The sequence below is a fragment of the Mycobacterium sp. 3519A genome, from assembly GCF_900240945.1.
In the GTDB taxonomy this organism is placed as follows: Bacteria; Actinomycetota; Actinomycetes; order Mycobacteriales; family Mycobacteriaceae; genus Mycobacterium.
This window is the reverse complement of sequence record NZ_OESG01000014.1, coordinates 2252208-2277637: the sequence shown is the minus strand read 5'-3', so window position 1 is coordinate 2277637 and position 25430 is coordinate 2252208. Positions and strand designations below refer to the sequence as shown.

General features: G+C 65.4%; 30 protein-coding genes and 1 pseudogene. 17 read left to right on the top strand and 14 right to left on the bottom strand.

Features of this window, described 5'->3' with window-relative positions; all coding sequences use genetic code 11:
• Positions 1–76: 76 nt before the first annotated feature.
• From C1A30_RS32305 to C1A30_RS32295, 3 genes are read right to left on the bottom strand one after another with little or no spacing between them, the layout of a single operon-like run.
• The gene (locus tag C1A30_RS32305; RefSeq protein WP_101952261.1) at positions 77–787 is read right to left on the bottom strand and encodes an SDR family oxidoreductase; all 711 of its coding nucleotides are present in this window, start codon (positions 785–787) and stop codon (positions 77–79) included.
• Between the two features lie 36 nt (positions 788–823).
• Positions 824–1402: a hypothetical protein gene (locus tag C1A30_RS32300; RefSeq protein WP_235010299.1), complete on the bottom strand. Its 579-nt coding sequence runs from the start codon at positions 1400–1402 to the stop codon at positions 824–826.
• Entirely contained in the window at positions 1395–2750 is a 1356-nt protein-coding gene (locus C1A30_RS32295; protein WP_101952260.1) for a molybdopterin-dependent oxidoreductase, read from the bottom strand. The genes C1A30_RS32300 and C1A30_RS32295 overlap by 8 nt, the downstream gene beginning before the upstream one ends.
• A 177-nt stretch (positions 2751–2927) precedes the next feature.
• Here C1A30_RS32295 and C1A30_RS32290 point away from each other — a divergent pair, with 177 nt between their 5' ends.
• Both C1A30_RS32290 and C1A30_RS32285 read left to right on the top strand, forming a co-directional pair.
• On the top strand, positions 2928–3149 hold the full coding sequence (locus tag C1A30_RS32290; RefSeq protein ID WP_142392694.1) for a hypothetical protein: 222 nt from the start codon (positions 2928–2930) through the stop codon (positions 3147–3149).
• A 119-nt stretch (positions 3150–3268) separates the two neighbouring features.
• Entirely contained in the window at positions 3269–4078 is an 810-nt protein-coding gene (locus tag C1A30_RS32285; RefSeq protein ID WP_200828485.1) for an LLM class F420-dependent oxidoreductase, read from the top strand.
• A 16-nt stretch (positions 4079–4094) separates the two neighbouring features.
• Here C1A30_RS32285 and C1A30_RS32280 read toward each other — a convergent pair whose 3' ends face one another.
• The 10 genes from C1A30_RS32280 to C1A30_RS32235 form a co-directional block, all read right to left on the bottom strand.
• Positions 4095–4964, bottom strand: coding sequence for an alpha/beta fold hydrolase (locus tag C1A30_RS32280; protein WP_101953047.1), 870 nt, complete (start codon positions 4962–4964; stop codon positions 4095–4097).
• A 113-nt stretch (positions 4965–5077) separates the two neighbouring features.
• Complete coding sequence (locus C1A30_RS32275) at positions 5078–5737, bottom strand: TetR/AcrR family transcriptional regulator (protein WP_101952257.1); 660 nt, start codon at positions 5735–5737, stop codon at positions 5078–5080.
• A gap of 91 nt (positions 5738–5828) precedes the next feature.
• Entirely contained in the window at positions 5829–6758 is a 930-nt protein-coding gene (locus tag C1A30_RS32270) for an LLM class F420-dependent oxidoreductase (protein ID WP_101952256.1), read from the bottom strand.
• Entirely contained in the window at positions 6703–7812 is a 1110-nt protein-coding gene (locus C1A30_RS32265) for a DUF4331 family protein (RefSeq protein WP_101952255.1), read from the bottom strand. Before C1A30_RS32265 ends, C1A30_RS32270 begins: the two co-directional genes overlap by 56 nt.
• Positions 7812–8417: a GNAT family N-acetyltransferase gene (locus tag C1A30_RS32260; RefSeq protein ID WP_101952254.1), complete on the bottom strand. Its 606-nt coding sequence runs from the start codon at positions 8415–8417 to the stop codon at positions 7812–7814. Before C1A30_RS32260 ends, C1A30_RS32265 begins: the two co-directional genes overlap by 1 nt.
• A complete protein-coding gene (locus C1A30_RS32255) occupies positions 8414–8944 on the bottom strand; it encodes a cupin domain-containing protein (protein ID WP_235010296.1) in 531 nt (176 codons plus the stop codon). Before C1A30_RS32255 ends, C1A30_RS32260 begins: the two co-directional genes overlap by 4 nt.
• Before the next feature lie 17 nt (positions 8945–8961).
• Positions 8962–9732: an SDR family NAD(P)-dependent oxidoreductase gene (locus C1A30_RS32250; protein WP_101952253.1), complete on the bottom strand. Its 771-nt coding sequence runs from the start codon at positions 9730–9732 to the stop codon at positions 8962–8964.
• 23 nt (positions 9733–9755) lie between these two features.
• Positions 9756–10136 (bottom strand): nuclear transport factor 2 family protein, encoded by a 381-nt coding sequence (locus tag C1A30_RS32245; protein ID WP_101952252.1) that lies wholly within the window; start codon positions 10134–10136, stop codon positions 9756–9758.
• 122 nt (positions 10137–10258) lie between these two features.
• Entirely contained in the window at positions 10259–11671 is a 1413-nt protein-coding gene (locus C1A30_RS32240; protein ID WP_101952251.1) for a PLP-dependent aminotransferase family protein, read from the bottom strand.
• Between the two features lie 110 nt (positions 11672–11781).
• A complete protein-coding gene (locus C1A30_RS32235) occupies positions 11782–12378 on the bottom strand; it encodes a flavodoxin family protein (protein ID WP_200828484.1) in 597 nt (198 codons plus the stop codon).
• A gap of 275 nt (positions 12379–12653) precedes the next feature.
• On the opposite strand from C1A30_RS32235, the gene C1A30_RS32230 reads away from it, so the two are divergent.
• The 11 genes and pseudogenes from C1A30_RS32230 to C1A30_RS32180 all read left to right on the top strand — a co-directional run bounded on the left by C1A30_RS32230 (position 12654) and on the right by C1A30_RS32180 (position 22040).
• Complete coding sequence (locus C1A30_RS32230) at positions 12654–12965, top strand: hypothetical protein (RefSeq protein ID WP_101952250.1); 312 nt, start codon at positions 12654–12656, stop codon at positions 12963–12965.
• 138 nt (positions 12966–13103) lie between these two features.
• Positions 13104–13292, top strand: a complete 189-nt coding sequence (locus tag C1A30_RS32225; protein WP_235010295.1) for a hypothetical protein — start codon at positions 13104–13106, stop codon at positions 13290–13292.
• Between the two features lie 17 nt (positions 13293–13309).
• Positions 13310–13756, top strand: a complete 447-nt coding sequence (locus tag C1A30_RS32220) for a cupin domain-containing protein (protein WP_101953044.1) — start codon at positions 13310–13312, stop codon at positions 13754–13756.
• On the top strand, positions 13740–14204 hold the full coding sequence (locus C1A30_RS32215) for a hypothetical protein (RefSeq protein WP_101952248.1): 465 nt from the start codon (positions 13740–13742) through the stop codon (positions 14202–14204). The genes C1A30_RS32220 and C1A30_RS32215 overlap by 17 nt, the downstream gene beginning before the upstream one ends.
• Positions 14201–14950 carry an SDR family oxidoreductase gene (locus C1A30_RS32210; RefSeq protein WP_101952247.1) on the top strand — a complete coding sequence of 250 codons (750 nt, stop codon included), beginning with the start codon at positions 14201–14203 and terminating at the stop codon, positions 14948–14950. The genes C1A30_RS32215 and C1A30_RS32210 overlap by 4 nt, the downstream gene beginning before the upstream one ends.
• Positions 14943–15326: pseudogene (locus tag C1A30_RS36280) on the top strand (cupin domain-containing protein); the annotation flags it as partial. The gene C1A30_RS32210 and the pseudogene C1A30_RS36280, both read left to right, overlap by 8 nt.
• 648 nt (positions 15327–15974) lie before the next feature.
• Positions 15975–18260: a LuxR C-terminal-related transcriptional regulator gene (locus tag C1A30_RS32200; RefSeq protein WP_101952245.1), complete on the top strand. Its 2286-nt coding sequence runs from the start codon at positions 15975–15977 to the stop codon at positions 18258–18260.
• 84 nt (positions 18261–18344) lie between these two features.
• Positions 18345–19805 carry an NAD(P)/FAD-dependent oxidoreductase gene (locus tag C1A30_RS32195; RefSeq protein WP_101952244.1) on the top strand — a complete coding sequence of 487 codons (1461 nt, stop codon included), beginning with the start codon at positions 18345–18347 and terminating at the stop codon, positions 19803–19805.
• The gene (locus tag C1A30_RS32190) at positions 19796–20725 is read left to right on the top strand and encodes an NADP-dependent oxidoreductase (protein ID WP_101952243.1); all 930 of its coding nucleotides are present in this window, start codon (positions 19796–19798) and stop codon (positions 20723–20725) included. The genes C1A30_RS32195 and C1A30_RS32190 overlap by 10 nt, the downstream gene beginning before the upstream one ends.
• Positions 20726–20762: 37 nt before the next feature.
• A complete protein-coding gene (locus C1A30_RS32185; RefSeq protein WP_101952242.1) occupies positions 20763–21668 on the top strand; it encodes an aldo/keto reductase in 906 nt (301 codons plus the stop codon).
• A gap of 27 nt (positions 21669–21695) precedes the next feature.
• Positions 21696–22040, top strand: a complete 345-nt coding sequence (locus tag C1A30_RS32180; RefSeq protein ID WP_101952241.1) for a GNAT family N-acetyltransferase — start codon at positions 21696–21698, stop codon at positions 22038–22040.
• On the opposite strand, the gene C1A30_RS36550 is transcribed toward C1A30_RS32180, so the two are convergent.
• A complete protein-coding gene (locus tag C1A30_RS36550) occupies positions 22034–22261 on the bottom strand; it encodes a hypothetical protein (protein WP_160112812.1) in 228 nt (75 codons plus the stop codon). The genes C1A30_RS32180 and C1A30_RS36550 overlap by 7 nt on opposite strands.
• A 98-nt stretch (positions 22262–22359) precedes the next feature.
• On the opposite strand from C1A30_RS36550, the gene C1A30_RS32170 reads away from it, so the two are divergent.
• The 4 genes from C1A30_RS32170 to tal all read left to right on the top strand — a co-directional run bounded on the left by C1A30_RS32170 (position 22360) and on the right by tal (position 25396).
• Positions 22360–23136 (top strand): SDR family NAD(P)-dependent oxidoreductase, encoded by a 777-nt coding sequence (locus tag C1A30_RS32170; protein WP_101952240.1) that lies wholly within the window; start codon positions 22360–22362, stop codon positions 23134–23136.
• 17 nt (positions 23137–23153) lie between these two features.
• Positions 23154–23633 (top strand): peptide-methionine (R)-S-oxide reductase MsrB, encoded by a 480-nt coding sequence (msrB, locus tag C1A30_RS32165; RefSeq protein ID WP_101952239.1) that lies wholly within the window; start codon positions 23154–23156, stop codon positions 23631–23633.
• A complete protein-coding gene (gene msrA / locus C1A30_RS32160; RefSeq protein ID WP_101952238.1) occupies positions 23633–24163 on the top strand; it encodes a peptide-methionine (S)-S-oxide reductase MsrA in 531 nt (176 codons plus the stop codon). Before msrB ends, msrA begins: the two co-directional genes overlap by 1 nt.
• Before the next feature lie 126 nt (positions 24164–24289).
• Positions 24290–25396 (top strand): transaldolase, encoded by a 1107-nt coding sequence (tal, locus tag C1A30_RS32155; RefSeq protein WP_101952237.1) that lies wholly within the window; start codon positions 24290–24292, stop codon positions 25394–25396.
• The last annotated feature ends 34 nt before the right edge of the window (positions 25397–25430 follow it).

The following is a 25430-nucleotide window of genomic DNA, read 5'->3' as shown; positions in this document are numbered from 1 at the left end:
CCAGATCCTGGACGCCGAGACGGCGCGCGACTGGGGCGTCGGTCCGCGCAGGTGTGATGGCTGTTGCGGCCCGAGTTCACGAAGCTCCGATGCTGCCGCCGCCGTCGACACGGATGATCTGGCCGGTCAGGTATCCGGCCTCGTTGTCGAGTAAATGGCTTATGGTGTGCGCGATTTCGTAGGGGTCCCCCACCCGGCGCACCGGAATACGTTGCAACATCGAGCTTTCCCGCTCAGAGCCTTGCGGACTGCGTTGCCGGTACAGCTCGGTCTCGACCGGACCGGGCGCCACGGCGTTTACGGTGATCCCCGTGGGGGCCAACTCCTCGGCCCACGTCCGGGTACACGCCTCCAGCGCCGCCTTCGCGGCACCGTAGGCGGTGCGTTCGGGCATGCCCAACGTGACCAGGCTGGTGATGTTGACGATGCGACCCCAGCCCGCGGCGAGCATGCCGGGCAGTGCGGCCTGCACAACCTGTACCGCCGTGCGCACGTTCATGTCGTAGGTGTGGAAGAGATCGTCGAGGTCCACTGAACCGATGGGGGCCACCGAAGCCAGTCCGACGTTGTTGATCACCGCGTCCACGGGTTGAGCCACGATGGTGCTCAGTGCTTGCGCGGTCGCCGCCCGGTCGCCGAGGTCGACTTCGAGGAACTCCCCCGTGAAATTCTCCGGCGCAGTGCGGGCGACCCCGATGATTTCATGACCGTCGTCGGCGAGCTTGTCCGCCAACGCTTTTCCGATGCCTTTCGACGCCCCGGTGATCAGCACCCGTCGTACGGTCATGTTGGCCTCCTGCGAAATCCCGACATTGTCCGAACTTCATTCAAGTCCGTGTCCGGCGCGCGAGGACGCCTGCGCGCCATCGCTTTTTCCGATGGCCGCCATAAGCGCCTGACGCCGACGCCCGTTACGCGCAAGGGTGACGCGGATGGCGTAGGCAATCGCGCTGAGCGCGAATATGACTGCGGTCAGCAGTAGCCAGCGTCCGAGGAACGGGTCCTGGGTCTGACCGGTGGCCGCCCAATACGTGAAGGCACCTTGTTTGATGATGCCAGGGAGAAACACCAACAGTGTGAGCGCCGCACCCATGGCCGGCACCCGCACGTAGTTCAGCGCAGGCACGCGGCTACGTGCCACCGGTGCACGGCGTCGGCGACGAGCGGACAACAGCACCCGGTCGACGGCCGCGTAGATCGGGAACAGGACGAGGTCGTGGGCGATGATCGCCGCGGCGAACCACACCAGGATCGACTGCCACCACACGTGGTGGTTCCACAACGCCTGCGGCCCGATGGTGACGACCACGTATCCGGCCAACGCGAATCCGGCGATCAGCACCAGCAGATGCAGCGGGTGGGCACCGTAGACAGTGCGCCACCATGTGATGGCCTTACGCATCGCCGCCCGCCTGGAAGGTGATGGATGACACCCACTTGGTGTTGTGCACGCCTGGCAGGGCGGGGACGATGATCCGCGCCGGGTAGCCGTGGTCGGGCGAAAGCTCAACGCCGTTGACCCGCAATGCAAGTAACGCGTCAGGGTGCCGCACCTGACTACCCTGCAAGGTCGCCCGGTTGAACGCCCCGAAGCGTTCGAGCGACGTCACGTGCGCGGAAGCCGGGGTGGCCACCCCGGCCAGCGCTGCCAGCTCCGCCAGCCGCACACCGCTCCACGTTTCGGTTGTCGACCAACCCTCCACGCACGCGATCGGCAGCCGGGCGGTGTGCTGAGGCATGGCCAGCAAGGCGGCGCGGTCCAACACCACGTCGTGGGGGCCACCCCGCAAGGTGAGCCGCCAACGCTCACCGGTGACCGCTCCGGTGATGCCGGCCAGCAGCGCCGTCCTGTTCACCTGGAAGTCGTTGGGTCCGTCACCGCGGGTCCGCCCGCGGGGCAGCAACAATGCGGCGCGACGGGTGAAGCCGCCCAACGTCTGTCCCGCGGTGATGACCGCCATGAACACCGCGCCCCCGCCGACCAGTGCCAGCGCGCCGCGTCGGCTCATCGTGGCCGGGGCGGGGTCGGCGGCCACCAGGCCGTCGGGTTCGTAGGGCTCGGGCCGGGTGTGCGCGACGTCGGTGCGCAGGACGTCGCGCCATGACAAGGACCGCAGCCCGACCCACATTCGCGGAATCTTGATCGCGATGTGCACCACGAAACCCGCAATGAACACCCACGCGCCGTAATAGTGAGCGGTGTAGAAGCTGAACCCGAAGATGTAGTCGTACTGAATGTTGAGAACGCCGGTGATGAGCTCGAACAGGATCCCGCCGACCAGCATCACCAGCGAAACCCGTTCCAGCAGTTGAGCGATCGAGCGCATCGGCGGCCAGACGAACAGCTTGGGGATGACCGACCACAGCTTGGCGAGCACGATCGGGATGATGATCAGCCCCAGCCCGACGTGCAGCCCCTGGGTCAGTCGGTACAGCCAGGACGGCGTGGTGGGCCAGTCGAACGTCGGCAACTTGAGCCAGCCGACGTCGCCGGGAATGGCCTGCCCGAACTGCGGGCCGTAGGCGATGTAGGACAGCAGCCCGGTGATGATCACGACCGGCAGCGCAATCAGCAGCACCGAACCCAACGCCGATGTCAGCCATAGTCCGCGCAGCGGGCTGCGCCACCGCTGCAGCAGTTTGATCCCCGGCGGGGGATGCGCGCCCAGCGCCGCCCACCGCCGGACTCCGAACGCGTACCGGTCGCTGTTGTCCGATGCGTTCGCATCGTCGAGTTCAGGTTCGTCCATCGTTTCGCCTGTGCCTTTGGTCTTTCCTCTATCCAAACTTGCGTCACTGCTCGACCGTCCGGTGAGACCTATCGACATAGCCTATGGCCTCAATAGGTGCGGCGAATGGGCTCAACGGCGCGGACATGCAAGGCTGCCGCAGCGATCGGACATGGGTGTTGATCGGCCACCGTCGAGATGGGTAAGGGAACGATGCAGTGCTCTGATGTCACCAAGATGGTGACGCTGCTGTTGGCCGGTGAGGAACCCGAGAGTCTGCTGCCGGATCACATCGACCACCACCTGAACCACTGCGGCACGTGTAGCGATTACCGGTTACGGCTGGTCGAGGTTCTCATCGCCGTCGGCTATCTCGAGCAGCACTGTGACGCCGATGTCGCGTCTCGCCCATCGAGATGACCAATCGCGGCCATCTGGCATCGCTATAGCCCCACCGGACTATTCACGTCGTCGCGGCCATTGAACGTGCACGTGATTGCACGAAGCCGCGATATCGCATTCTGACGAAAGGAAACCCCGTGTCTCATCCCATCCGCATCGCCGTGCAGCTATGGCCCGGCGGGGCCGCCGACTATCGGACGTGGCGTGACGCCGTGCTGCGTGCCGAAGAGCTCGGCGCCGACGTGATCTTCGGATACGACCACTTCCATCGTCCCGCCGTTGACATCGTCGACGGCGGCCCGAAGCTTCGGCCCGTGCAGCCCGACGTCGTGAACTTCGAAGGTTGGACTGCCCTGGCATCCTGGGGTGAGATCACCACGCGCGCAGAGATCGGCCTGCTGGTCACCGGGATGGGTTACCGCAATCCCGATCTGTTGGCCGACATGGCTCGCACCGTCGACCACATCAGCGGTGGACGCCTCATCCTCGGGCTCGGATCGGGTTGGTACGAAAAGGATTACACCGTATACGGGTACGACTACGGCACCGTCGCATCACGCATGGACGTGTTCGAGGCCGGATTGGCGCGTATCGAGAACCGGCTCCGGCACCTGAACCCGGCGCCAGTTCGCGAGATTCCGGTCCTGATCGGCGGTTCCGGGGAGCGCAGGACGATGCCGCTGGTCGCCCGCTACGCCCATATCTGGCACAGCTTCCTAGACATCGAGACGTTCCGCAAGAGATGCCAGCTTCTCGAGCGCCTCGCCGACCAGATCGACCGCGATCACACCAAGATCCAACGATCCGTGCAGTGGACCGGATCGGATGCCGCCAAGGAGTACGTGGCCGAAGGCGTCTGTCTGTTCACCACCGAGATCCATCCCGAGGGCGGTCAGTATGCCTTCGCCGAACTGAAAGACATGGTGGCCTGGCGCGACGCGCAGTGACCAGCGCTCGCCGACGTCACCCGTCCGTCAGTCGGAGGATGGCGTCGGCGATTTCGCCGGGGAAGTCCTCCGGCACGAAGTGTTTGGCAGGCAGCAACGTCGACTGCTTCAACCCGGCGGTGCGCTCGAGCGCGACGCCGTGTCGTCGCCACGGCAGCATGGTGTCTTTCGAACCCCAGATGATCTGAACGGGATACGTTGCTGTGCTGAGGGTTTGCGCATAGGTGTCGCGTTTGGCGGCGGTGAGTTCGAACCCGCGCATGATCTTCAGGAAGGCGCGGCCGTTGTCGTCGCCGAACAGCAGGGGCACCCAGCATTCGAGTTCGGCCGTTGGCACCTTTCCGCTGACCCCGACCAACCGCATGATCGAGGTGAACGAGTACGGCAGGCGCAGCGAGGCCAGCCACGCCTCGCCAATGCCCTTGTGCGCGAACGGTTCCATCGGCCACGGGCGATGGAAGGACGCCACGTCACCGATGGTGTTGAGCAACGTCATCGACAACACCCGGTCGGGAAGGGCGTTGGCCACCTCGAAACCGACCGGGCCGCCGATGTCGTGCAACAGCAGGTGGAAGCGGTCGAGTGCGAGTTCGTCGACGGCCGCTGTCAGCCAACGACCCAGTCCGCTCCACGAGTAGTCCGCACCGGCAGGTCGGTCGGCGAAGCCGAGACCGGGAAGGTCGACCGCGACGCCGCGCAGCCCCCGGTTGGCCAGTTCGGGCACCACCTTGCGGTACAGGAACGACGACGCGGGCACGCCGTGCACGCAGAGCACCGCCGGACCGTCGCCCGCTTCCAGAGCGAACGACGTGATGCCGTCGGCCACGAAGAACCGCCCCGACCGCCGGTGTGCCGCCAGGATCTGGTCGACTTCCGCCTTCGCCATCCGCACCTCCGCTTGACCACCCGATTTCTACCCCGCTAAACGAACGAGCACCCAGGGTTCCTCCGCTCTGCGCGATAGCCCGCGCCGATCGCCGCCATCAACCGTTTCGATGGTCAGCGCTTGCGGGGTTTGGGTCTCTTCTTGGGACGACGGGTCAGGCTCTCGACGTGGGCCAGCGCCATGTCGAGCGCAGTGGCCATCGGGGTGACGTCGTGATCGGCCTGAGCAAGCAGGTAACCACCCTGCAGTGCGGCCATCAGCCCGGTGGCCAGCGCGTCGGGATCGGCCGTGGCTACCAGGGTCCCGTCGTCCTGCATCCGCCGAAATCCGGCGGCCAGCAGCCCTTGCCAGGCCGCGAAGTGCGCCGACAGGGAGGTGCGCGCGTGCTCGTCCTGATCGGAAAGCTCGACCACCAGATTGCCGAGCGCGCAACCGTAGGCACCGCCACGCAGGTCAGCGGCCTGAATCAGGGCGTCGCGCCATCGCCGCAGACCGCTCATCGACTTCAACCGCTCCAGGCGCTGTTCTTCGCGCGTCAGGATTTGCTCGGCGCGCCACGCCACCACTTCGCGCACGAGGTCGGGTTTGCCGGCTGGGAAATGTTTGTACAGCTGGGACTTGCTGGTGCCTGTCGCGGCGCGCACGTCGTCGAGAGTGACGGCATTGACGCCGCGGATGTACATGAGATCGGCGGCCGAGGAGATGATCCGGGCGCGGGTCGCTTCCCCGCGCGCGGTCGTTCGGCGTCGGGTGGGACGCTCCCCGCTGGTCACCGGCGTGACACTACCGGCTGCGCTGCGTCAGTTGTGGACGAATGGGTCCATCACTGCGCCGCGCGATGGCTCAGAAGTTGATCATTTTCTGTCAGGCAGTGGAATGGAACGAGGCCGCGAGGGCCCATAGGTCCTCGGCTGTAGCAGAATCGGTCCACGCGAGTCCAGTCAGCACGACATCCGTGGCTCCGGCATCCAGATAGCGTTGTAGCTGACGCCTGACCGATTCGGCCGAACCGACCGCCGCGAGGTCTGCGGCACCGGCAATTCCCTCGCGCGCAATCACCTTTTGATAGGACGGGATGGTCTCGAAGAAGCTCAACCGCTGCGCCGCGAAATCCTTTGCCGCGTCCACGTCGTCCGACACGATGACAGGCACCTGCGCGATGATCCTGGGTTTCGGCCGTCCGGCGTCTGCGGCCGACTTCGCGATGGTCGGTTCGATGAACTCTGCGATAGTACGGGGACCGGCGAGGTACGGCATGGTGCCATCGGCCAGTTCACCGGTGACCTGCAACGCTTTTGGAGCCATTGCGGCCACGTACACCGGGACGGGCGTGCCCCCGGCGACGCCGACCGGCCATAGGGGCTGTGCGGTGATCTCGTCGCCGCTGAAATCCACCGCTCCTGTGTCGAAGACCGATCTCAGCACCATCAGGTGCTCGCGAAGGCGGGTGATCGCGTTGGGCCACGAAGTCCCGAACGCCTGCCGCTCCGGTTCGTGCCCGCCCAACCCGAGGCCCAGACTGAAGTTCCCGTGTGACGCGGCCTGCGCGGTCTGCGCGAGCGACGCGACGATCAGCGGGTGACGCGGGTTGATGGGCACCACCGAGGTGCCGACGCCGAGACCCGGCACGGCGGCACCGACCACGGCGGCCAACGCGATCGCGTCGTGATCGTTGTTCTGGCTCAACCAGACTTGGCGGACGCCGAGGTCGTGCGCGCGCGTGGCCTGAGCCACCACCTCATCGACGCGATTGGGTGCTTGTGGGTTGGGAAACAACACAATTCCAGTCGGCATGGTGCTCCATCTCCTTGCACATGGTTGGCTGACCGGCGGTGTGGGGCGGGCCGACATACGGGAACACGTCGAGTGGCCGTGAAACGTCTGAAGCCGCCCCGAGCGATCTTCCGGCGGCCAGGCTGGCCATCACGCCGAACGCATCGGTGTCCAGTGGGCGGCCGTTGATCGCCTCGGTGGTCAACGTCGCGGCCGTTCCCAGCCGGTAGGGCAGCGCCGTCGGAATCAGTCGCGCCGCAACCCCGATGGCGTAGGGCTCGCTGAGCCGCCCCAGTCCCGCGAGCGCTGAGAACTCCGCGACAAAGCGGCGAACGGGTCCGGCGAACAGTTTGACGTCGTGCAGAGGACCGACCTGGTTGTAGCGGTCGACCAGAGGCTGGCGCCATGACGACAGAAACAGTTGGCTGAAAAAGGGTATACCGCAACGCGATACCTGCGCTCTGACGGTTCGTCCGCACAGGCTGATCGACGACCACATCGCGACCTGCCCATCGCCTATCAACGCGTTCGGCACTTCCAGCGCGATCGCCATGACGTTGCGCCTGCTGATGTGGTCACACCGCGCCCCGTATGCGGCGTCGTCGAAGCACCGTTCCTCGTAGAACGCGTTGAGCATGGCCGACACCGCGGAGCGGTCGGCAGCCCACATGTCGCCGACCAGGCCGGCGAAACCGTCGATCGTCCCGACGTGCCGGACTGTGTTCAACTCCGCCGAGAACACCGGTTTTCCGGTGACGAGGTGGGCGGGTTCGGCGGCGAGATCGGCGCCGGTCACGAAATGCACCGTGAACTCTTGACGTCCGTGTTCGCTGCCGTCGACCGGGTCGGTGAAGCGCACCTGAAATGCGGTGTCGTCGCGACCATTCCCGGTGGTGTCGAATCGGAATTCGTACAACGCGGCCGGATGGAACGCCGCAGATGCTGACAACGCGCCCTCGGTGCAGCAGGTCATCACCATCGCCGTGCGGTCCGGCGCGGCGTCGAAAAGATACACGTCCGCGATGTTGAGTCGCGGGTCGCGGGCAGCACGTCGAGTATCGAAGTGATGGGACATCAAAGGCGCACGCCCGCAGTGGGTTCGGGATAGTCCAGGTCGGCGGCGGTGAGTCGATAGATTTGCAGGGTGAGGCCGTAGTATTTGTCGGTCTCGCCGACCCACTCCATTCCGACGCGCCGTGCGGTGGCGACACCGCGACTGTTGCCAGGCCGCACAACGGCGAACACCTCGGATATCCCGCTGGCGAAAGCCTGATGCGCCACCGCATGACCCGCTTCGGCTCCGTAGCCGTGTCCCCAGGCCGCCGGTGCGATCTGCCAGCCGATTTCGAGGTCGGTGCAGCCGGGTGGCAACGGCAGCAGGGAGACCGCTCCGATGACGCGGCCATCCTCACGCGTCTCGACCGCCCAGTGGCCCAATGCCCGTCCCGCTTCGTCATGTTCGGTGATCCATCGGGTCAGCAGTCGCCGCATATCGTCGTGATCGGCCACCCCCGGCACCGCCGGGGTGAGCCAGCGCGCGACTTCCTGCCTGCCGAAGATCGTCAATGCGACGTCGGCGTCGCCATCCGTCCACGGACGCAGTCGCAGGCGCTTGGTGATCAGCTCGTCGGTACCCGGCACGATCTGGACGTGGGTACCCTGGCTTGCCCGGCCTGTCATATTTCTTCACCGGGGAACTTCACGTCGAAGCGTTCGCACAGTGCGGGGACACTGTGCACGTCCATCTCGAGTCCGTATCTGGCACACAGTTCGTCGAGGGCCTCGGTCGATACCTTCTGCACGCCGCCGAAGGCGGCAAGGTCGTCGAAGAACCGCTCAAAGCCTGCGGGGGAAATGATCTCGAGAATGCGGGCGGGTTCGTCGCCCGCATTCCAGAACGTATGCCACTGCCCTCTTGGCTTGAAGATGAAGTCACCTGGTCCGCCGTAGATCACCTGATCGCCGAGCAGGGCGCCGACGCGTCCTTCGATGATCCAGCTGTACTCGTCTTCGTTGCGGTGCCGATGCAGCGCCGACGCCAGCGCTCGGGGTGACATCGGATGCTCCAGCACGGAGAAGCGCCCTTCTGCCGCGACGTTGTCGAGGATGTGGCGCACCCCGATCGTTCCGAGGAACACCGACTTTCCTTCGTCACGGCCGACCGACTTGGCGGGCGGGCCGCCCGGCCGCAAGATGTCGTCTGTCATTGCGATCCCTCCGAGGGTCAGTTGCGGCCCGCCATCACACCGCCGTCGACATTGAGGATCGCGCCGGTGATCCAGCTTGCTTGTTCGGACAGCAGGAAAGTGATGGCGTTGGCGACGTCGGCAGGTGTGCCGATTCGTCCGAGGGGATGAAGCGGTGCGAACGTCTTGAGCGTCGCGTCGATCTCGTCCTTCGGAATCCATTTCTCGACAGCGGGGGTCTTGACGGCCGCAGGCGCCACCGCGTTGACGCGGATCTTGTGCTCGGCAAGCTCGATGGCGAGGTTGTGGGTGAGCGCATGCAACCCGGCCTTTTGCATCGAGTGCCCGACCGACGGCGTCACGCCGATGGCTTGGTGGGCCCACATGCTGCCGATGTTGACGATGGAACCGCCTTCGCCGCAGGCGATCATGCCCTCGACGACGGTCTGCGTGAGGACGAACAGGGCATAGTTGATCTCCATGTAGGAGTCGTAGTCCTTGGCGTCGTATTCGAGAAACGCCTTGGGGATGAAGAATCCCGCCGCATTGACCAGCAGGGTGGCGTCGCGGTGCTGCTCTGTGAGCGTGCGTCGTACATCGGCGACGGCTTTGCGGTCGGTCAGTTCGGCGGCGATCCCCCACGCTTGACCCCGCCGGTCGGTCAGCTCGGCCACGGTGTCGTCGACACGGTCGATCGAGCTGCCGATGATCACCGCGCTGCCACCGTGATCGACGACGTCGACCGCGACCTGTCGTCCCATGCCGGCACTTCCGCCGACCACGATGACCTTCTTGGCCTCAAAATGCATGTGCAGCTTCCTGTTCGGAGGGCTCAGGCGCCGGGAGCGATCGCGCAGGCTGCGACGCAGACCCAGCTGCCGTCACGCTTCTGATAGGTGTCCGTGTACAGCGCGTCTTGCTGGCCGCCATCGGCGAGCATGGTGTATGTGGCGCGAGCGTGGATCAGCGCAACGTCGCTGAGGATGCGGATGTTGACGTCGTGCACCGCGAGATCCTTGAAGGGACGGGGCTTTGCGATGTACTCGAGGAACTCTTCGCGGTTCCGGGTGACGCCAGGGGTTTGAATCAGGAAGTCTTGCGCGAGGAACTCGCTGAACCGCTTGACATCGTTGAACTGGTCGGAGTGGATGTAGTCCTCGTTGAGCTTTGCGAGTATCGCCAGATCCTCGGTGGTCTGCATGGTGTCGGTCACAGCTGCTCCCTCTTTCGACGATGCGTGCGCGGCGTCATGAGACTGCAGCGTCGCGGGGTGAGCTGTCGTCACCCCGACCACCGAATCACCCGGGTGAGGAGGGCTTTTCGCCGTTACCCGGCTCAGGGCAGCAGTCGAATCAGGGCGTCCAAGGCTGCCGACCATGCGCTTGGCGCGGGCGCAGCGAACCCGACCACCAAGCCGTTCCGGTTGCTGCAGGCATCGGGATGGCGATACCGATGAAGCCCCTCCACGCCGAGCCGTCGCCATGCGCGCTCACGACACAGCGTGCTCTCGTCCGCGTCAGCTAGTTCGAGCATCACCTGCAGGCCGGCGGGCATTCCGGCCACGGAGGTCGTCGGTGACGACCTGGCCACGGCGGAGACGAGTTGCTCACGGCGACGGCGGTATTGGGCGCGCATGGTACGGATGTGCCTGTCATAGCAACCGGACACGATGAACTCGGCCATCGCCAACTGGTCGACGAAGCTGCACGTCTCTTCGAATTCGCCCCTCTGCCGGAGCACCGCATCGACGAGTCTGTCCGGCAACACCAGCCATCCGAGCCGAAGCCCAGGCGCCAGCGACTTACTCGCCGTGCCCATGTAGATGACGCGGCCGGGATCGATGCCCTGCAGGGCGCCGACGGGGCTGCGGTCGTAGCGGAATTCGCCGTCGTAGTCGTCCTCGATGATCACACTGCCGGTGCGTCGTGCCCAATCGACAACCGCAGCGCGGCGCTCGGAATGCAGCGGCACGCCTAGCGGAAACTGGTGCGACGGCGTGAGCAGCACCCCGCCCGTGTCGGCCATCCCGTCGAGTGCCGCCACATCAGCGCCATGGGCGTCCACTGGCAGTGGCGGACAACGTAATCCCGCGCGGGCAAGCGACGGCCATTGGGTGAACAGGCCGAAGCCCTCGACGGCGACGGCGGCGACTCCGTCGTCTGCCAGTGCGCGTGCCACGAGGCTCAATCCTTCTGCGGCGCCGCTGGAGATGACGATGTTGGACGGTCGGGCCCGGACACCGCGCGCGCGGGCGAGGTACTCGGCGAGGGCGTTGCGGAGCTCTGGCCGCCCCTGCGGGTCGGTGTACCCGAACGCCTCGGACGGAGCAGCGTTCAACGCGCGCTTGACCGCACGACTCCACTCGGTGCGTGGAAACGAGGACAGGTCCGGATGCCCCGGTCGCAGATCGTGGTCGAATTGAGGCTGCCGCCAGCGTGTACGCGGGGCGGCGGCGGACGGCACCACTGCGGCCGCACGCGGGGCAACCAATGTGCACGAACCGTATTGTGACGTCAGCCAACCCTCGGCGATGAGTTCGGCGTAGGCACTTGCGACGGTGTTTCTCGCGACACCGAGGTCGGCGGCGAGGGCGCGACTCGACGGCAACTGGATGCCCGGCACCAGTCGCCCCGAACGGATCGCGTCGCGAATCGCGTCCATCACACCGTCACGCACCCGTCCGCCCGGGCGATCCAGGTGCAGATCCAACCCAGCGACCGAGACCGCAGATCCGCTCTTCGCGTCCATGTCAGTGCTCGTGATCGCTACCCACGTCGGCGGTCCCGTTCATGGCGTCATCTCCCTGGAAAAGCGGTATCAACACTACGCCGCAGCATCGTCGCAGGTAATTGCTGGTGTTACTGCTTGGTGAAGTCGACATAAGGGGTATTCGGGGTCCTCCCGGCGATCAGGAAGGTGGCGAATCGCTGCCCGAACGCCGCCGCGGTGGCCAAGTCCGCCGGTGACATGGCGTTCGGGTCGTCGAACGGGGTGGTGGCCATCGCGCCGCTATAGCCACCGATGTAGTTCATGCTTTCGCGGGGAGCGGCCTTGTCGTACGCGACGGCGGGTTTCATGCCGGAGCCGATCCACACCATGCCCTGTTGCATTGCCAGCGTCCAGAGGTAGGTCAGCGTGGAGAACTTGTCGCCACTCATGCCGGTCGAGCTGGTGAAGCCGCCTGCGAGTTTGTCGCGCCAGGCGGTGTTCCGCCATGCCCGGATCGAGGTATCGGCGAATCGTTTGAACTGCCACGACGGTCCGCCCATGTGCGTGGGGCAGCCGAAGATGACGCCGTCGACGGCGGCCAATGTGCTCCAGCCGGTCTCGTCGACAGTTCCGTCCTCATCGATGCGGATCGGATGCACTTGCGCGTCAGAGGTTCGCGCGCCATCGCAGATCGCCTCGGCCATGCGCCAGGTGTGTCCCGCGCGTGAATGAGCGACGACAGCCACGGTTGCCACGTTGAGTTGTCCTTTCGCTGGAGCCATCACGGCTACGTCCCGACGCTGTGCGGTCGAGATCGGACACCAACACCATAATGGACGAATTAGTCCGCATAATTCAGCCCCGCTTTGAGTCGGTAGCCGTCATCGGTAGCCTTAGGGACTAAATAGTCCATGCTTGACGTCAATAGCGGTTGGTTGGCACGAAAACGGGGCCGTACGGCATTGATAACAGGTAGAGCGCGGTCCACTGTAGGGCGCGCGGAAGCGTCAGGAGCATCATCATCGACGGCGATTACGACGACATCAGGCCGGATGGCACGTTGGGGCCCAGCGAATCCCTGGATTCCGACCAGGTGCGCAACGACGACGGGGACATTGTGGTCGACGCACCGCTGCGCTGGATCTCGCCTGAAGACAACCTGACGCTGGACCGCCGCCTCGCTGCCGAGGAGCCCGAGGTCGGCTACGCCGAGGATCCCCCGCTGTGGCCAAGGCGGCACCGCGGTCAGATCAGCGGCAGCCCCCACGACGGCGCATCGTTCTACCGCGTGGCCCGCGAAGAGTTGGACGAGGCCGCCGAGGACGGCGGCTGATCGGTGTTATTTCCCTCACCCGGGTGAATTGGTTCGCCGGGTGATGACGACTCACCCCCACTCGGCGAATGCTGGCTCGACAGAGCGAGCGGAGGGTAAGTGCAGCCGACCATGTACCAGATCTGCATTCGAGGGCGCGTGAGCGAGCGGCTTGGATCCGCTCTGGAGGGGATGCGACTCGAGTCCCGCGCGGCAGAAACCGTGTTCACCGGCGAAATCCGCGACCAGTCACAGCTCTACGGACTGCTCGACCGGGTCCGCGATCTGGGCCTCGAGCTTGTCAGCGTCCAGCCGCAATCCGGGGTCGAGCCGACGGTCGCCGAGTGAAGGGAAGCAACCGACAGATGGCCCTGAAAACACTGCTCGCTGCGATGGTCGCGGGCGGGATACTCGCTCCTGCGGCATCGGCCGAGCCTGCACCTCCAAATCCGGGTCAAAGTCCGGTTGTCCGTGGGGTTTTCGACCAGCCGACCAACATTCCCGGCAAATCACTTCAAGGGGTCACAGTCAGTTATCCGCCCGGCGGGAAGAGCGCCGCGCATCACCACGCACCGTCGGCGTTCATCATGGCCTACGTGATCTCCGGGGCGATCCGCAGCCAACTCGAGGGTGAACCCGCCCGTGTCTATCACGCCGGCGAGACCTGGAGCGAAGCTCCCGGCGCGCACCACACGATCAGCGAAAACGCCAGCGCCACCGAACCCGCTGAACTGCTGGCAGTCTTCCTGATCGACACCGGCGACAATCCGCTCACCACCGACGACGCCGCAGACAATGAGCCGCCGCGCTAGCGACGAGAAACGCCGTGGCAAACCTGGTTCCGTCACCGTAGTCCGGACAGCACTTCGGCTATCGCTGGCGGCGGCATTTCTATCCGCCGTCGCTGACCGATTCGGTTGGTGGAAACCGTTCGGGCAGGGCAGCTGGGGCAGCATGCGGGCGTTCGCGGACTATGCCCACCAACTTGTTCCGTTCGCTTCCGGATGGTTGTTGACTGTCATCGTGTGGGCTGCCACCGCCACCGAAACGATCCTGGCGGTTCTACTTCTGACCGGCTGGCGCCCGCAACTCGTCGGCGCGGCGACGTGCCTGGTGCTCATCGTGTTCGGCGCAGCGATGGCGGTATCCCTCGGCGTGGAATCACCGCTCAGCTACAGCGTCTTTTCCGCAGCAAGCGCGGCCGCGGCCTATGCCGTCCTCGGCGCGCCGCAAATTCCAACATTGAAGGGTTCCTCATGAAGATCGTGGTCATCGGCGGGCGCGGGCTCATCGGCTCCAAAGTCGCGGCCAATCTGAACGCACAGGGGCACAACGCGGTCCGTTCCTCGCGCCGGTCGGGTGTCGATGCACTCACCGGCGAGGGCCTCGCCACCGCCCTTGCAGGCGCCGACGTCGTGGTCGACGTCGCCGATTCACCGGTGTTCGACGACGAACCCGTGATGCACTTCTTCACCACCACGACCAAGAACCTGCTGGCTGCGGAACGCAATGCGGGAGTCAAACACCATGTCGCGCTGTCGGTGGTCGGCGCGCAGATCATGCCGGACAGCGGTTACAACACAGCGAAAGCGGCCCAGGAGAATTTGATCAAGGATTCGGGCCAGCCCTATTCGATTGTGCGTGCGACCCCGTTCTACGAGTTCGCGATCGGCTTGGCCGACTCTGCGACAGACGGAGATGTCGTCAGGTTGCCGCACGCGTTGTTCCGCCCGATCGCCGCCGACGATGTCGCCGCTGCCGTCGCCAGCGCGGCGGCAGGGCAGCCCACCAACGGCGTCACAGAGGTCGCCGGCCCCGAGGCCATCGGGATGGACGACTTCGTCCGCACCGCGCTCGCCGCCAACGCAGATCCCCGCCGGGTCGTGACCGACGCCCGGGCGCCGTACTTCGGAGCGGTGATCGACGATCACACCCTCGCCCCCAACGAGAACGCCACCATCTACACCACGCGGTACGCCGACTGGATGACCGCCGAACATGCCTGAGCCGCAATCGGAATCATCGATAAGCGTTGTGCAGGACGTGCGACCACCGTGGATTCCCGGCGATGCCCGTGTGCTGACGGTTCTGATCAAACATCCGCCCGGCTCACCCGGCTATCCGCCACATCGGGTCCGCGGCGGTCCGGCGTTCGGCTACATGATCGACGGTGAGATGCTGTTCGAGCTCGAGGGGCAGGCGCCACGCGTCCTGCGCGCAGGAGACGCGTTCTGGGCGCCGGGCGGCGACCTGATCCACTACCGGGACGCGAACAATCGCGACGATGTCGCCTGCAGCTTCGTCCTCACGATGTTCCGCGCACCCGGGCAACCGTTGCTCGAACCGGTCCCCGAAGAGGAACTGGCGGACCGAAAGGGACTGCACGCCACGCAGTTCGAGGACACCAGCGCACACCGATGGCGTGCGGAAACCCGTGAGCTCGTCTTGACGGAGGCCACCGCGACAGTGGCCGTCCACCCGGCGCCGTCGGGCGGGGAGATCTCGATCGCCCTGACAGGCAAGGCGCTGTCGAACGACCTCCTTCTCGCCGACAGCGGCAACATCGCACTGAAAGCCGTCGGCGAGGCCAGCCACCCGATGAGAGTGGTGCCGATGCGCCTCGACATGCTCAGCGAGCTGCCGACCATCCGTGTGGTGGGACTGGGCATCACCGAGCCGACCGAACTGCGGCTGGTGATCGAATTGACAGCACGCAACCCGCACATCGACGCCATGTCAGTGATCACGTGCGAATGTGATTCCGTTCTCCTCGACCCACAGATGCCGGTCGCGCTACTGGATTTTCAGTTGCAAGGGTGATGCGCACCGCATCACCCTTCGGCGCAGCCAAAGGCTGCCCCGCGAGATAACTCATTGTGCGAGTAGCCATGGGCGGCCAGGCTTTGGATTGATGCCGAATAACAGTGCAACGCCGACCTGCCGGGCGGTACGGGAATGGGGCGACTGGCCCAATCTCGCCGCATCCAACTGGCCCACGATCGGCGCGGTGCCGCGATTAGCGTTTGACGCATGCTAGTCCGTGGCAGCACGAAGATCTCTGATCTGCCGTGCGTCACACCCACTGATGGCGGCGACCCTGCGGTGCTGCTCGCCGCCAAGTCCGCGCCGCCGGCCATCCGGGCTCAGCTCATTGAACGGGCAGCTCTCATCCAGACCCTTTCGGCGGAACCCGCTCGCAAGCTCACGTTGCTCAGCGCGCCTGCGGGCTGGGGTAAGACAACGCTCCTGGCGCAGTGGGTGAACGGCGCGAATGACCGCTGTCGGTGCGGCTGGGTGTCCCTCGACGCGTCGGACAATGACCCGGCCCGATTCTGGGCCTGCGCCATCGCGGCGCTGAGCAAGGCCAGCCCTGGCGTGGCCACGCGAGCGTTCGAGCTCATCACGATGGGCGCCGACCTCCGACAGGTGGTGCTGCCGACGCTGCTCGACGAGTTGGCGGCCATCGACTACGAGGTCGTCCTGATCCTCGACGACTATCACGTTGTCGAGAATCGGAGCGTGCACGAGCAGGTGGGTTTCGTCATCGAACGGATGCCCCCGACTTTCCGGCTGGTGATCGCCACCCGCTCGGATCCGGTGCTGCCGTTGGCGCGGCTGCGGGCCCGGGCCGAGTTGCTGGAACTGCGGGCCGAAGAGCTGCGCTTTCACGCAGGCGAAGCCGCGGACCTGCTCGACGGTGTGCTCAGTTTCAAGTTGTCCGACGCACACGTCGAGCTCCTGTTCCGCCGTACGGAGGGGTGGGCCGCCGGCCTGTATCTGGCAGGCCTCTCGTTGGCAGGCCGCACAGACGCGGCAGCGTTCATCGAGAACTTCGCCGGCGACAATCGTCACATCGTCGACTACTTGGTCGCCGAGGTGCTCGACGGCCAACCGCCTCACATCCGCAGCTTTCTGCTGCGGACCTCGCTGCTGAGCAGGTTGAGCGCGCCGCTGTGTGACGCGGTGCTGCAAACGAGTGGCAGCGCGTCAGTGCTGGAGACCATCGAGCGGGACAACCTGTTTCTGATGCCCCTGGATGTGTCACGGCGCTGGTACCGATATCACCAGCTGTTCGCCGACTTGCTGCGCACAGAATTGCGTTGTAGCGAGCCGACTTTGATCCCGATCCTGCACCAACGGGCCGCAGCATGGTTCGCAGGCGAGGGCTTCATCGACGAGGCTGTGCACCACCTCGTCGCTGCCGGTGACATGCTCGGCGCGGCAGACCTGATCGCCACCAATTGGGCCACCACCTTCAACGTCGGCCGTCTGTCGACGGTGTCGGGTTGGCTGGACGCGTTGCCGGTCGAAACCGTGTCAGGTAACGCGCAGTTGAGCATGGCCAGGGCATGGATTGCGCTGGGCTGGGGTCGCCTCGACGACGCGGACCGTTGGATCGACGCGGTGCCAGCCGCGCGCGCAGGCGATACGACTGATGTCGACAACGTCGATGCGAAGCTCGTCGTGCTGCGCGCGTTGCACCGTTTCAAGTCCGGTGACCTTGCTGCCGCCCTCGATACAGCGCGACGGGCCGCCAGTCTCGACCTCGGCGATGCGCCGGTGGCTGGGCCGATTGCGTATTGCGTTTACGGAGCGTCGCTGTATTACTCGGGCTGCACGCACGACGCCGAAGCGGCATTCCGCGCGGCCGCGGCACTGGCCGAGAAAGTCGGTCATCTGCTCGCGCACCGATACGCGTTGGGCTATCTCGCCATGATCTCGGCCCACCAAGGGCATCTGGTCGATGCCGAAGACCTGATCCGCCGTACGACCGGCAGCACCAGGGGGATGGCCGACGAGGAGCACTTCGTGGACATGATGGCGTCGCTTGTCACGGCGATCATCCTCGACATGCGCGGTGACGCGGGCGCAGCCGCTGAAGCCGCCGACATGGCCGTCGGGTTTGCCCGACGCGGCGCAGGAATCCTCGAAGTGGCCAACGCGCTGTTGATCCGGGCCGAGATTCTCGGACGCCGCGGCGAGCATGTGAAACGCCGAGCCAGTCGCAACGAGGCGGCCATGCTGCTGCGCGGCTGTGCCGACGGCGGCATCGTTGCCAAGTCGCTCAGCACGGCGCGCCGCCCGAAGGTGGTCGACATGGGCCCGTGCAACGCCACGATCGCAGAACAGCTGACCGCCAAAGAGCATGAGGTGCTCGGACTGCTGGCGACCAAACTGTCGCGCCGCGAAATCGGCCAGCGGCTTTACGTCTCGCTGAACACCGTGAAAACCCACCAGCGCGCCGTCTACCGCAAACTGGGTGTCGAGAGCCGCAGCGCGGCGGTGACCCGAGCCCGCGAGCTTGGCTTGCACTAACCCGGGTGAACATGCGGGTGGGGTGATGACCGGCGTCGAAGGTTGAGCCACAGTGAAAATACGGCTGATCTGCGCACCGGAAGGATGGATGTGAGCGAGAAGGAACTCGACGTCGTCGTCATCGGCGGCGGGGTCGGCGGGGTGGCCGCCGTGCGGAAACTCGCATCGTCCGGGCTTGCCGTGGCGCTCGTCGAGGATCGTCTGGTCGGTGGTGAGTGCCATTACTGGGGCTGCAACCCGAGCAAGTCACTGCTGCGCTCGATCGAGGTGCTGAATCTCGCTAAGGCGGTTCCTGGTGTGCGAGAGGCTATCTCGGATGTGCGTCTCGACGTAGCCGCTGTCTTCGCCAAACGCGACTGGCTGATCGAGCAACTCTCGGATCAGGACCGAACGGCGTCACTGCGCCAGGCCGGGGTAGCCGTGTTCCACGGGATCGGCCGGTTGCGCGGTGAACGGACAGTGCACGTGACGCATGCCGATCACACTGAAACCGTCTTGGTTGCGCGCCAGGCGGTGGTCGTGGCGACCGGCACGCGCCCGCATATGCCGGAGATACCTGGGCTGGTGCAGGCGCGCCCGTGGACCAATCGTGACCTGGTCACCATGACACGAGTGCCCCCTCGCGCGCTGGTGGTCGGCGGCGGACCGGTCAGCGTCGAATTCGCGACCATACTGCGCGGTTTGGGCTCGGCCGTGACGCATCTGGTGCGTGAGGACGTTCTACTCGACGGCTGTGAACCCGAAGCCAGCGAGTTTGTCGCGGAGTCGCTGCGACGCCAAGGCGTCGACCTTCATTTCCGGACAGAGTTGTCCTCGGTAACCCGCTCCGTGGCGGGCGGCCCGGTGGCCGCGACGTTCCACGACAAGATCATCGAGGTGGACGAGATCGTGTTGGCCGCCGGACGGTGCGTCAACACCGACGACATCGGACTGGAATCCGTTGGTCTGCAGAGCGGCCGACCAATTGCGGTCAACGACCACCTACAAGCGGTCGGTATCCCCGGCGGTTGGCTCTACGCCCTTGGCGACACCACGGGGCGCGCGCGACTGTCGCACATCTCGACCTACCATGGCCGTCTCCTCGCCGATATCATCGCGGCCCGTGCGGCGGGGCGAGACCCCGACGAGGACAAGCTGATGGCCCGTGATGTCGGCAATATCGCGCAGGTCATCTTCACCGAACCGCAATTGGTCAGGGTGGGTCGCACCGAAAGCCAGGCTCGTGCACAGGGATTCGCGGTGCGGACGCGAACTGCTCGTTATCCCGGCACCCTGCGGTTTCTGACCCTCTACCGTGACGGCTTCGAAGGTTGGGCGAAGCTGGTCATCGACGCCGACACCGACGCACTGCTCGGGGCGACGTTCGTCGGCCCGCAGTTCTCGGAACTGGCCCAAGCCGCCACCCTGGCGGTCGTCGCGAAGATCCCGGTCGGTCTGCTGCGCCATGTTGTCGCGCCGCATCCGACAGTCAACCAGGTCTGGGATCTGCTGCTGGCCGAGGAGTCGTTCGCCACCGTCGCATCCGAGGCAGTGCCATGCGGGTAGCGGGAGTCCGCTCGTTGGGTGGCCAGGTGAAGATCCTCGACGTGGACGAGCCGCGACCGTTGGCAGCGGACGAGGCACTGATCGAGGTCCGCAGCGCCGGAATCGGCAATTGGGACAACATCGTTCGCACCGGCGATTGGGACGTCGGCATCTCGCCACCGATGGCGCTTGGCGTCGAAGCTGCCGGGGTCGTCAGGGGCGTCGGCGCCCGGCCGAACGGCTTCAGTGCGGACGACGAGGTGCTGTGCCACGTCGCGCCGCTGCGCGAACAGGGAATGTGGGCGCCGTTTGTCATCGCACCCGTCGAAGCGCTGGCCCATAAACCCGCCGCGGTCTCGTGGGACACTGCGGCCATCTTTCCGGTGCCAGCGTTGACCGCTGGACAAGTGGTCGACGAGGCGTTGGCCCTTCGCGGCGGAGAAACCTTGCTTGTGCACGGCGCCGGCGGCATCACCGGTGGCCTCATTGTCCAACTGGCTGCGCTGCATGGGGTTGATGTGCTCGCCACCGCCAGTCCGCGCAGCGCGGACCGGGTCCGCGGGTATGGCGCACGTGAGGTGCTCGACTACCGCGATCCGATGTGGCCGCAGCACGCAAAACTGTTGGCGGAGGGAGATATCGGCGCCGTCGCTAACGCCGCCCGCGGCGGCGCCGCCATGGCGATGACCGCACTTTCCGACGGTGGCCGGCTGGCGACCATCACCGGTGATCCACCCGAATCCGTCCGCAGCATCAGCGTCACGGCTGTCTACGTTCGTCCCGACGGCGTTCGACTCGATTCGTTGGCCGCGCTGCTGAACGAAGGCCGGTTACACATGCCGACCCCGCGGTCGTACGGCCTGGCACGGGCTGCGTCCGCCCTCGCGCAAGTCGTCGCGGGCCGCGAGCCCACCGGGGCGGTCATCAGGACCGACAGCTGACCAGGTGGCCGTCGACGCCACCGAGAAAGGTCTTTGTATGAGAAGCGATCACCCCACCGCCGCGGCCGCTGGCACTTTGGAACTCGGCGGCCGCCTCACGGTCAACCGACTGGGGTTCGGCACGATGCGACTGACCGGGCCCGGTAACTGGGGTCTGCCCCGCGACCCGCATCAGGCGGTGGCCGTGCTGCGCCGTGCGGTGGAGTTGGGTGTCACGTTCATCGACACCGCGGACTCCTACGGCCCGTTCGTCGCCGAGGAGTTGATTCGCGTCGCTCTGTACCCCTACCCCACCGACCTGGTGGTGGCCACCAAGGCCGGGTTCCTGCGGACCCGTCCCGACGCGACCAACACGCCGTCGCCGGCATCCTGGACGCCGCTGGGCAAACCCGAGTATCTGCGCCAGCAGGTCGAAATGAGCCTGCGCAGGCTCAACACCGACTGCATCAAGCTGTTTCAGTTGCACCGCGTCGACCCCGCCTATCCCCTCGACGACCAGGTCGGCGAGCTCGCCGACCTCAAGGCTGAAGGCAAGATCGAACTGATCGGGCTGTCCGAAGTCGGCGTCGATCAGCTCGAGGCGGCGCTGAAGATCACCCCGATCGCCTCCGTGCAGAACATGTACAACCTCACAGCGCGCGACGCCGAGCCGCTGGTAAACGCTTGTACCCAAAGGGGTATCGCGTTCATCCCGTGGTTCCCGTTGGCCGCCGGTCCGCTGGCGACGCCCGATGGACCATTGGCAAAGATCGCGGCCGCACACCAGGCCACGCCATCCCAGTTGGCGCTCGCTTGGCTGCTCGCCCGTTCACCGGTCATGTTGCCGATTCCCGGCACTTCCTCGGTGCCGCATCTCGACGAAAACATCGCCGCCGCAGCGGTTTCACTCACCGATGACGACCTCAAGACGCTCGACGACCTCAGCACCGTCGCCGCCGGCTAAAGGAGATAGACCTTCGTGAATTCAGCCATGCAAATCACCGATAACCAGGCCAAGAGCTGCTACGAGGGAGTCATCGACGACCAGGTAGTCGGCGTTGTGGTCTACAAGCGGATTCGTGGCCGCGTCGTCATCCGCCACACGGTGATCGAGTCCGAATTCCGCGGCAAGGGCCTCGGTGCGCAGTTGGTCCGGTCTGTCCTCGATGATCTGCGTCAGCGCGGCGACAAGATCTCGAACTATTGCGGATTCGTCGCCGACTTCATCGCCGAGAACCCCGAGTACCACGACCTGGTCGACGCCGACCGTCCCGGCGTGACCGCGCCGCGCGAACTGCGCGGTCAGGAGGGCGTCGCACCGGCGCCCTTTCAGTAGTCACGACCCGGCAATGAGAGTCCGCGACGCCGCGGTGTGATGGCGGTGGCGGTGATGGTGTCGATGGTCGCCTTCCTCGACAGCACCGTGGTGAATTTGGCGCTGCCTGCCACGACACGTGACCTCGGCGGCGGAATGACCCGCACAAGAGGGTCATTGACGGTTACCTGCTGGCCCTGTGCCGCGATCGCGCCGGTGCGCAACCCGCCCTTCCGAGTCACCCGGGTGAATAGCGCCGCGGGTGAAGACAGCTCACCCCAAGCGTAACGAAGCTTGAGCCCCAACAGACCGGTTATTCATCCTTCGAAGGAGCTGATTTATGAGCACAGAGTTCAGTGGCAAGAAGATCGTCGTCGTCGGCGGCAGTGCGGGCATGGGGCGCCAGGTCGCGCTCGACGTCATCGATCGCGGCGGCAGCGCAGTGATCATCGGACAGTCAAAGGGCCGCGTTGATGACACCGTCGCTGAACTGACCGCCCGGGGCGGTCAAGCCTGGGGCATCGCCGCCGAGCTGACCGACCGAACCGCAGTCAGCGATATCCAGCGCGTACTGTCCGGACAGCACGGCGACGCGACACTGATGGTCAATGCGGCCGGCTATTTCATTCCAAAGTCGTTCCTGGACTACGACGCCCAAACCTACGATTCGTACCTCGATCTGAACTACGCCCAGTTCTTCCTGACCCAGACCGTGGTCGCGGGCATGGTTGCCAACGGTGAGGGTGGCTCGATCGTCAACATCGGCGCCATGTGGGCGCATCAGGCCATCGGCGCGACCCCGGCGTCGGGTTATTCCATGCAGAAGGCAGGGCTGCACGCCCTCACCCACAATCTGGCCATCGAACTGGCCGGCCACCAGATCCGCGTCAATGCCGTCGCACCCGCGGTGGTGAAAACGCCTCTCTACGAACGCTTTGTCCCCAAGGACGAGATCGACACCACGCTGGCGACGTTCGCGCCCCTGCACCCGCTGGGCCGCGTCGGCACCCCGGTCGACTTGGCCAACGCCATCACGTTCCTGCTCTCCGAGCAAGCCAGCTGGATCACCGGCGCGATTCTCAACGTCGACGGCGGCGTCATGGCCGGCCGCAACTGAGCCAAGGGGGCACACCGATGCACGACTATCACAAGAATCCGAATGCGGTCGCCGGGTTGAGCCCGGAGCAGTACTACGTCACCCAGGAAAGCGGCACCGAGCGGCCTTTCACCGGTGAATACCTGGACAACCACGAGCCCGGCATCTACGTCGACGTGGTTTCGGGTGAGCCGCTGTTCGCGTCGGTCGACAAGTTCGACAGCGGTACAGGCTGGCCTAGCTTCACCCGACCCGTCGACACCGACAACATCGTCGAGAAGTCCGACCACCGACACACCATGGTGCGCACTGAGGTGCGCTCACGCCACGGCGACAGCCACCTCGGGCATGTATTCACCGACGGACCGCCATCCAAGGGCGGCCTGCGCTACTGCATCAACTCCGCGGCGCTGCGCTTCATCCACCGCGACAACCTCGAAGCCGAGGGCTACGGCGAGTACCTGACGCTCTTCGGCAAGGCGCACCAGGCCGATCCCGAGCTGACGGAGCCGCGGTGATGACCACGAAAACCGCGATTCTCGCAGGCGGATGCTTCTGGGGCATGGAGGACCTGTTTCGCCACCTACCGGGCGTCGAGTCCACGAGGGTCGGATATACCGGCGGCCGAAACGAGCACCCCACTTATCGCAACCACCCCGGACACGCCGAGGCGATCGAGATCGCCTACGACCCCGCCAAAACGGATTACCGCGCCCTGCTCGAGTTCTTCTTCCAAATCCATGACCCGACGACCAAGAACCGTCAAGGCAACGACGTCGGCACCAGCTACCGCTCGGCGATCTTCTATACAGACGACGACCAGAAGCGCATCGCCTGCGAGACCATCGCTGATGTCGAGGCATCGGGGCGGTGGCCCGCCGCGGTGGTCACCGAGGTGACGCCGGCCGGCGTCTTCTGGGAAGCCGAACCCGAACACCAGGACTACCTGGAGCGCTACCCCAGCGGCTACACCTGTCACTACGTGCGGCCGGAATGGAAACTGGCTTCCCGCAGTGGATCTGGTGCCACTGAGTCGCAGAATGGCTGAGCGCCGACTCACGCGCGATCGGCAAATGCTGGCCGCCGCGTACTCGCCGGTTGTCACGTTCGCGATCGGGCTGATCGCTGCACGAGTCTCGAGCATGCGACGACATCCGTCCCAGGCAACAGCGCGATGAAGCAGAACCTCATCCTGAGCGCGCTGTCGGCGGCGGGAGTGTCGGTCTGGTTGGACCACCTGTCCCGTGACCGCCTGGAGTCGGGCGACCTGCAGCGACTGATCGACACCAGAAGCGTCGTGGGCGTCACCACCAACCCGTCGATCTTCGCGCAGGCGATCTCCCAAAGCCAGGCCTACACTCGACAACTCACCCAATTAGCCGAGTGCGGCGCCGACGCCGACTCAGCGATCCGCGCGGTCGTCACCGACGACGTGCGGGCAACGTGCGATGTGCTCCGGCCGCAATGGGAGACCTCCCTCGGCGTAGACGGACGGGTATCGATCGAGGTCGATCCGCGACTGGCGCACGACACCGAGGCGACGGTCAGCCAGGCCGCGGAGCTCTGGAAGATCGTCGACCGGCCGAACCTGTTCATCAAGATCCCCGCTACGCCGGCCGGGATGCCAGCCATCACCGCCACAGTGGCTGAAGGCATTTCAGTCAACGTGACACTCATCTTCTCGGTCGAGCGCCACCGCCAGGCGATGAATGCGTACCTCGCCGGATTGGAAGCCGCACAACACGCCGGGCGGAACCTCTCCGCAATCCATTCGGTGGCGTCACTGTTCGTCTCCCGGGTCGACACCGAGATCGATCAACGCCTGGAAGCGATAGGCACCGACGCCGCAATGGCGCTGCGCGGACGGGCCGCGATCGCCAATGCCCGCCTGGCGTATGCGGCCTACCAGGACGTGTTCGAAGCCGGAACACGTTATGCCGCACTCAATTCTGCAGGCGCCAACGTCCAGCGACCGCTGTGGGCATCCACCGGGGTGAAAAACCCGGCCTATTCCGACACCAGGTATGTCACCGAACTGATCGCACCGCACACCGTCAGCACCATTCCTGAACAAACTCTCGAGGCCGTCGCTGACCACGGCGTCATCGTCGGCGATTCCATCACCGGCACAGCGAGTTCGGCCCAAGCGGTGCTCGACGACGTCAGCGCCGTCGGCGTCGACCTCGCCGACGTCTTCGCGGTGCTCGAGAACGACGGCGTCGCCAAGTTCGCAGCGTCCTGGCGCCAACTGCTCGCCGCCTACGGGAAATCGGACCGTTGACGACCCAGGAGCATCTCACTGACGAACTGCAGGT

Coding starts and splice junctions, on each gene's coding strand:
- C1A30_RS32305 (WP_101952261.1), bottom strand. CDS start 787: ATGACCGTACGACGGGTGCTGATCACCGGGGCGTCGAAAGGCATCGGA.
- C1A30_RS32300 (WP_235010299.1), bottom strand. CDS start 1,402: ATGCGTAAGGCCATCACATGGTGGCGCACTGTCTACGGTGCCCACCCG.
- C1A30_RS32295 (WP_101952260.1), bottom strand. CDS start 2,750: ATGGACGAACCTGAACTCGACGATGCGAACGCATCGGACAACAGCGAC.
- C1A30_RS32290 (WP_142392694.1), top strand. CDS start 2,928: ATGGGTAAGGGAACGATGCAGTGCTCTGATGTCACCAAGATGGTGACG.
- C1A30_RS32280 (WP_101953047.1), bottom strand. CDS start 4,964: ATGGCGAAGGCGGAAGTCGACCAGATCCTGGCGGCACACCGGCGGTCG.
- C1A30_RS32270 (WP_101952256.1), bottom strand. CDS start 6,758: ATGCCGACTGGAATTGTGTTGTTTCCCAACCCACAAGCACCCAATCGC.
- C1A30_RS32265 (WP_101952255.1), bottom strand. CDS start 7,812: ATGTCCCATCACTTCGATACTCGACGTGCTGCCCGCGACCCGCGACTC.
- C1A30_RS32260 (WP_101952254.1), bottom strand. CDS start 8,417: ATGACAGGCCGGGCAAGCCAGGGTACCCACGTCCAGATCGTGCCGGGT.
- C1A30_RS32255 (WP_235010296.1), bottom strand. CDS start 8,944: ATGACAGACGACATCTTGCGGCCGGGCGGCCCGCCCGCCAAGTCGGTC.
- C1A30_RS32250 (WP_101952253.1), bottom strand. CDS start 9,732: ATGCATTTTGAGGCCAAGAAGGTCATCGTGGTCGGCGGAAGTGCCGGC.
- C1A30_RS32240 (WP_101952251.1), bottom strand. CDS start 11,671: ATGGACGCGAAGAGCGGATCTGCGGTCTCGGTCGCTGGGTTGGATCTG.
- C1A30_RS32220 (WP_101953044.1), top strand. CDS start 13,310: ATGGCCCTGAAAACACTGCTCGCTGCGATGGTCGCGGGCGGGATACTC.
- C1A30_RS32215 (WP_101952248.1), top strand. CDS start 13,740: ATGAGCCGCCGCGCTAGCGACGAGAAACGCCGTGGCAAACCTGGTTCC.
- C1A30_RS32210 (WP_101952247.1), top strand. CDS start 14,201: ATGAAGATCGTGGTCATCGGCGGGCGCGGGCTCATCGGCTCCAAAGTC.
- C1A30_RS32200 (WP_101952245.1), top strand. CDS start 15,975: ATGCTAGTCCGTGGCAGCACGAAGATCTCTGATCTGCCGTGCGTCACA.
- C1A30_RS32195 (WP_101952244.1), top strand. CDS start 18,345: ATGGATGTGAGCGAGAAGGAACTCGACGTCGTCGTCATCGGCGGCGGG.
- C1A30_RS32190 (WP_101952243.1), top strand. CDS start 19,796: ATGCGGGTAGCGGGAGTCCGCTCGTTGGGTGGCCAGGTGAAGATCCTC.
- C1A30_RS32185 (WP_101952242.1), top strand. CDS start 20,763: ATGAGAAGCGATCACCCCACCGCCGCGGCCGCTGGCACTTTGGAACTC.
- C1A30_RS32180 (WP_101952241.1), top strand. CDS start 21,696: ATGCAAATCACCGATAACCAGGCCAAGAGCTGCTACGAGGGAGTCATC.
- C1A30_RS32170 (WP_101952240.1), top strand. CDS start 22,360: ATGAGCACAGAGTTCAGTGGCAAGAAGATCGTCGTCGTCGGCGGCAGT.
- msrB (WP_101952239.1), top strand. CDS start 23,154: ATGCACGACTATCACAAGAATCCGAATGCGGTCGCCGGGTTGAGCCCG.
- msrA (WP_101952238.1), top strand. CDS start 23,633: ATGACCACGAAAACCGCGATTCTCGCAGGCGGATGCTTCTGGGGCATG.
- tal (WP_101952237.1), top strand. CDS start 24,290: ATGAAGCAGAACCTCATCCTGAGCGCGCTGTCGGCGGCGGGAGTGTCG.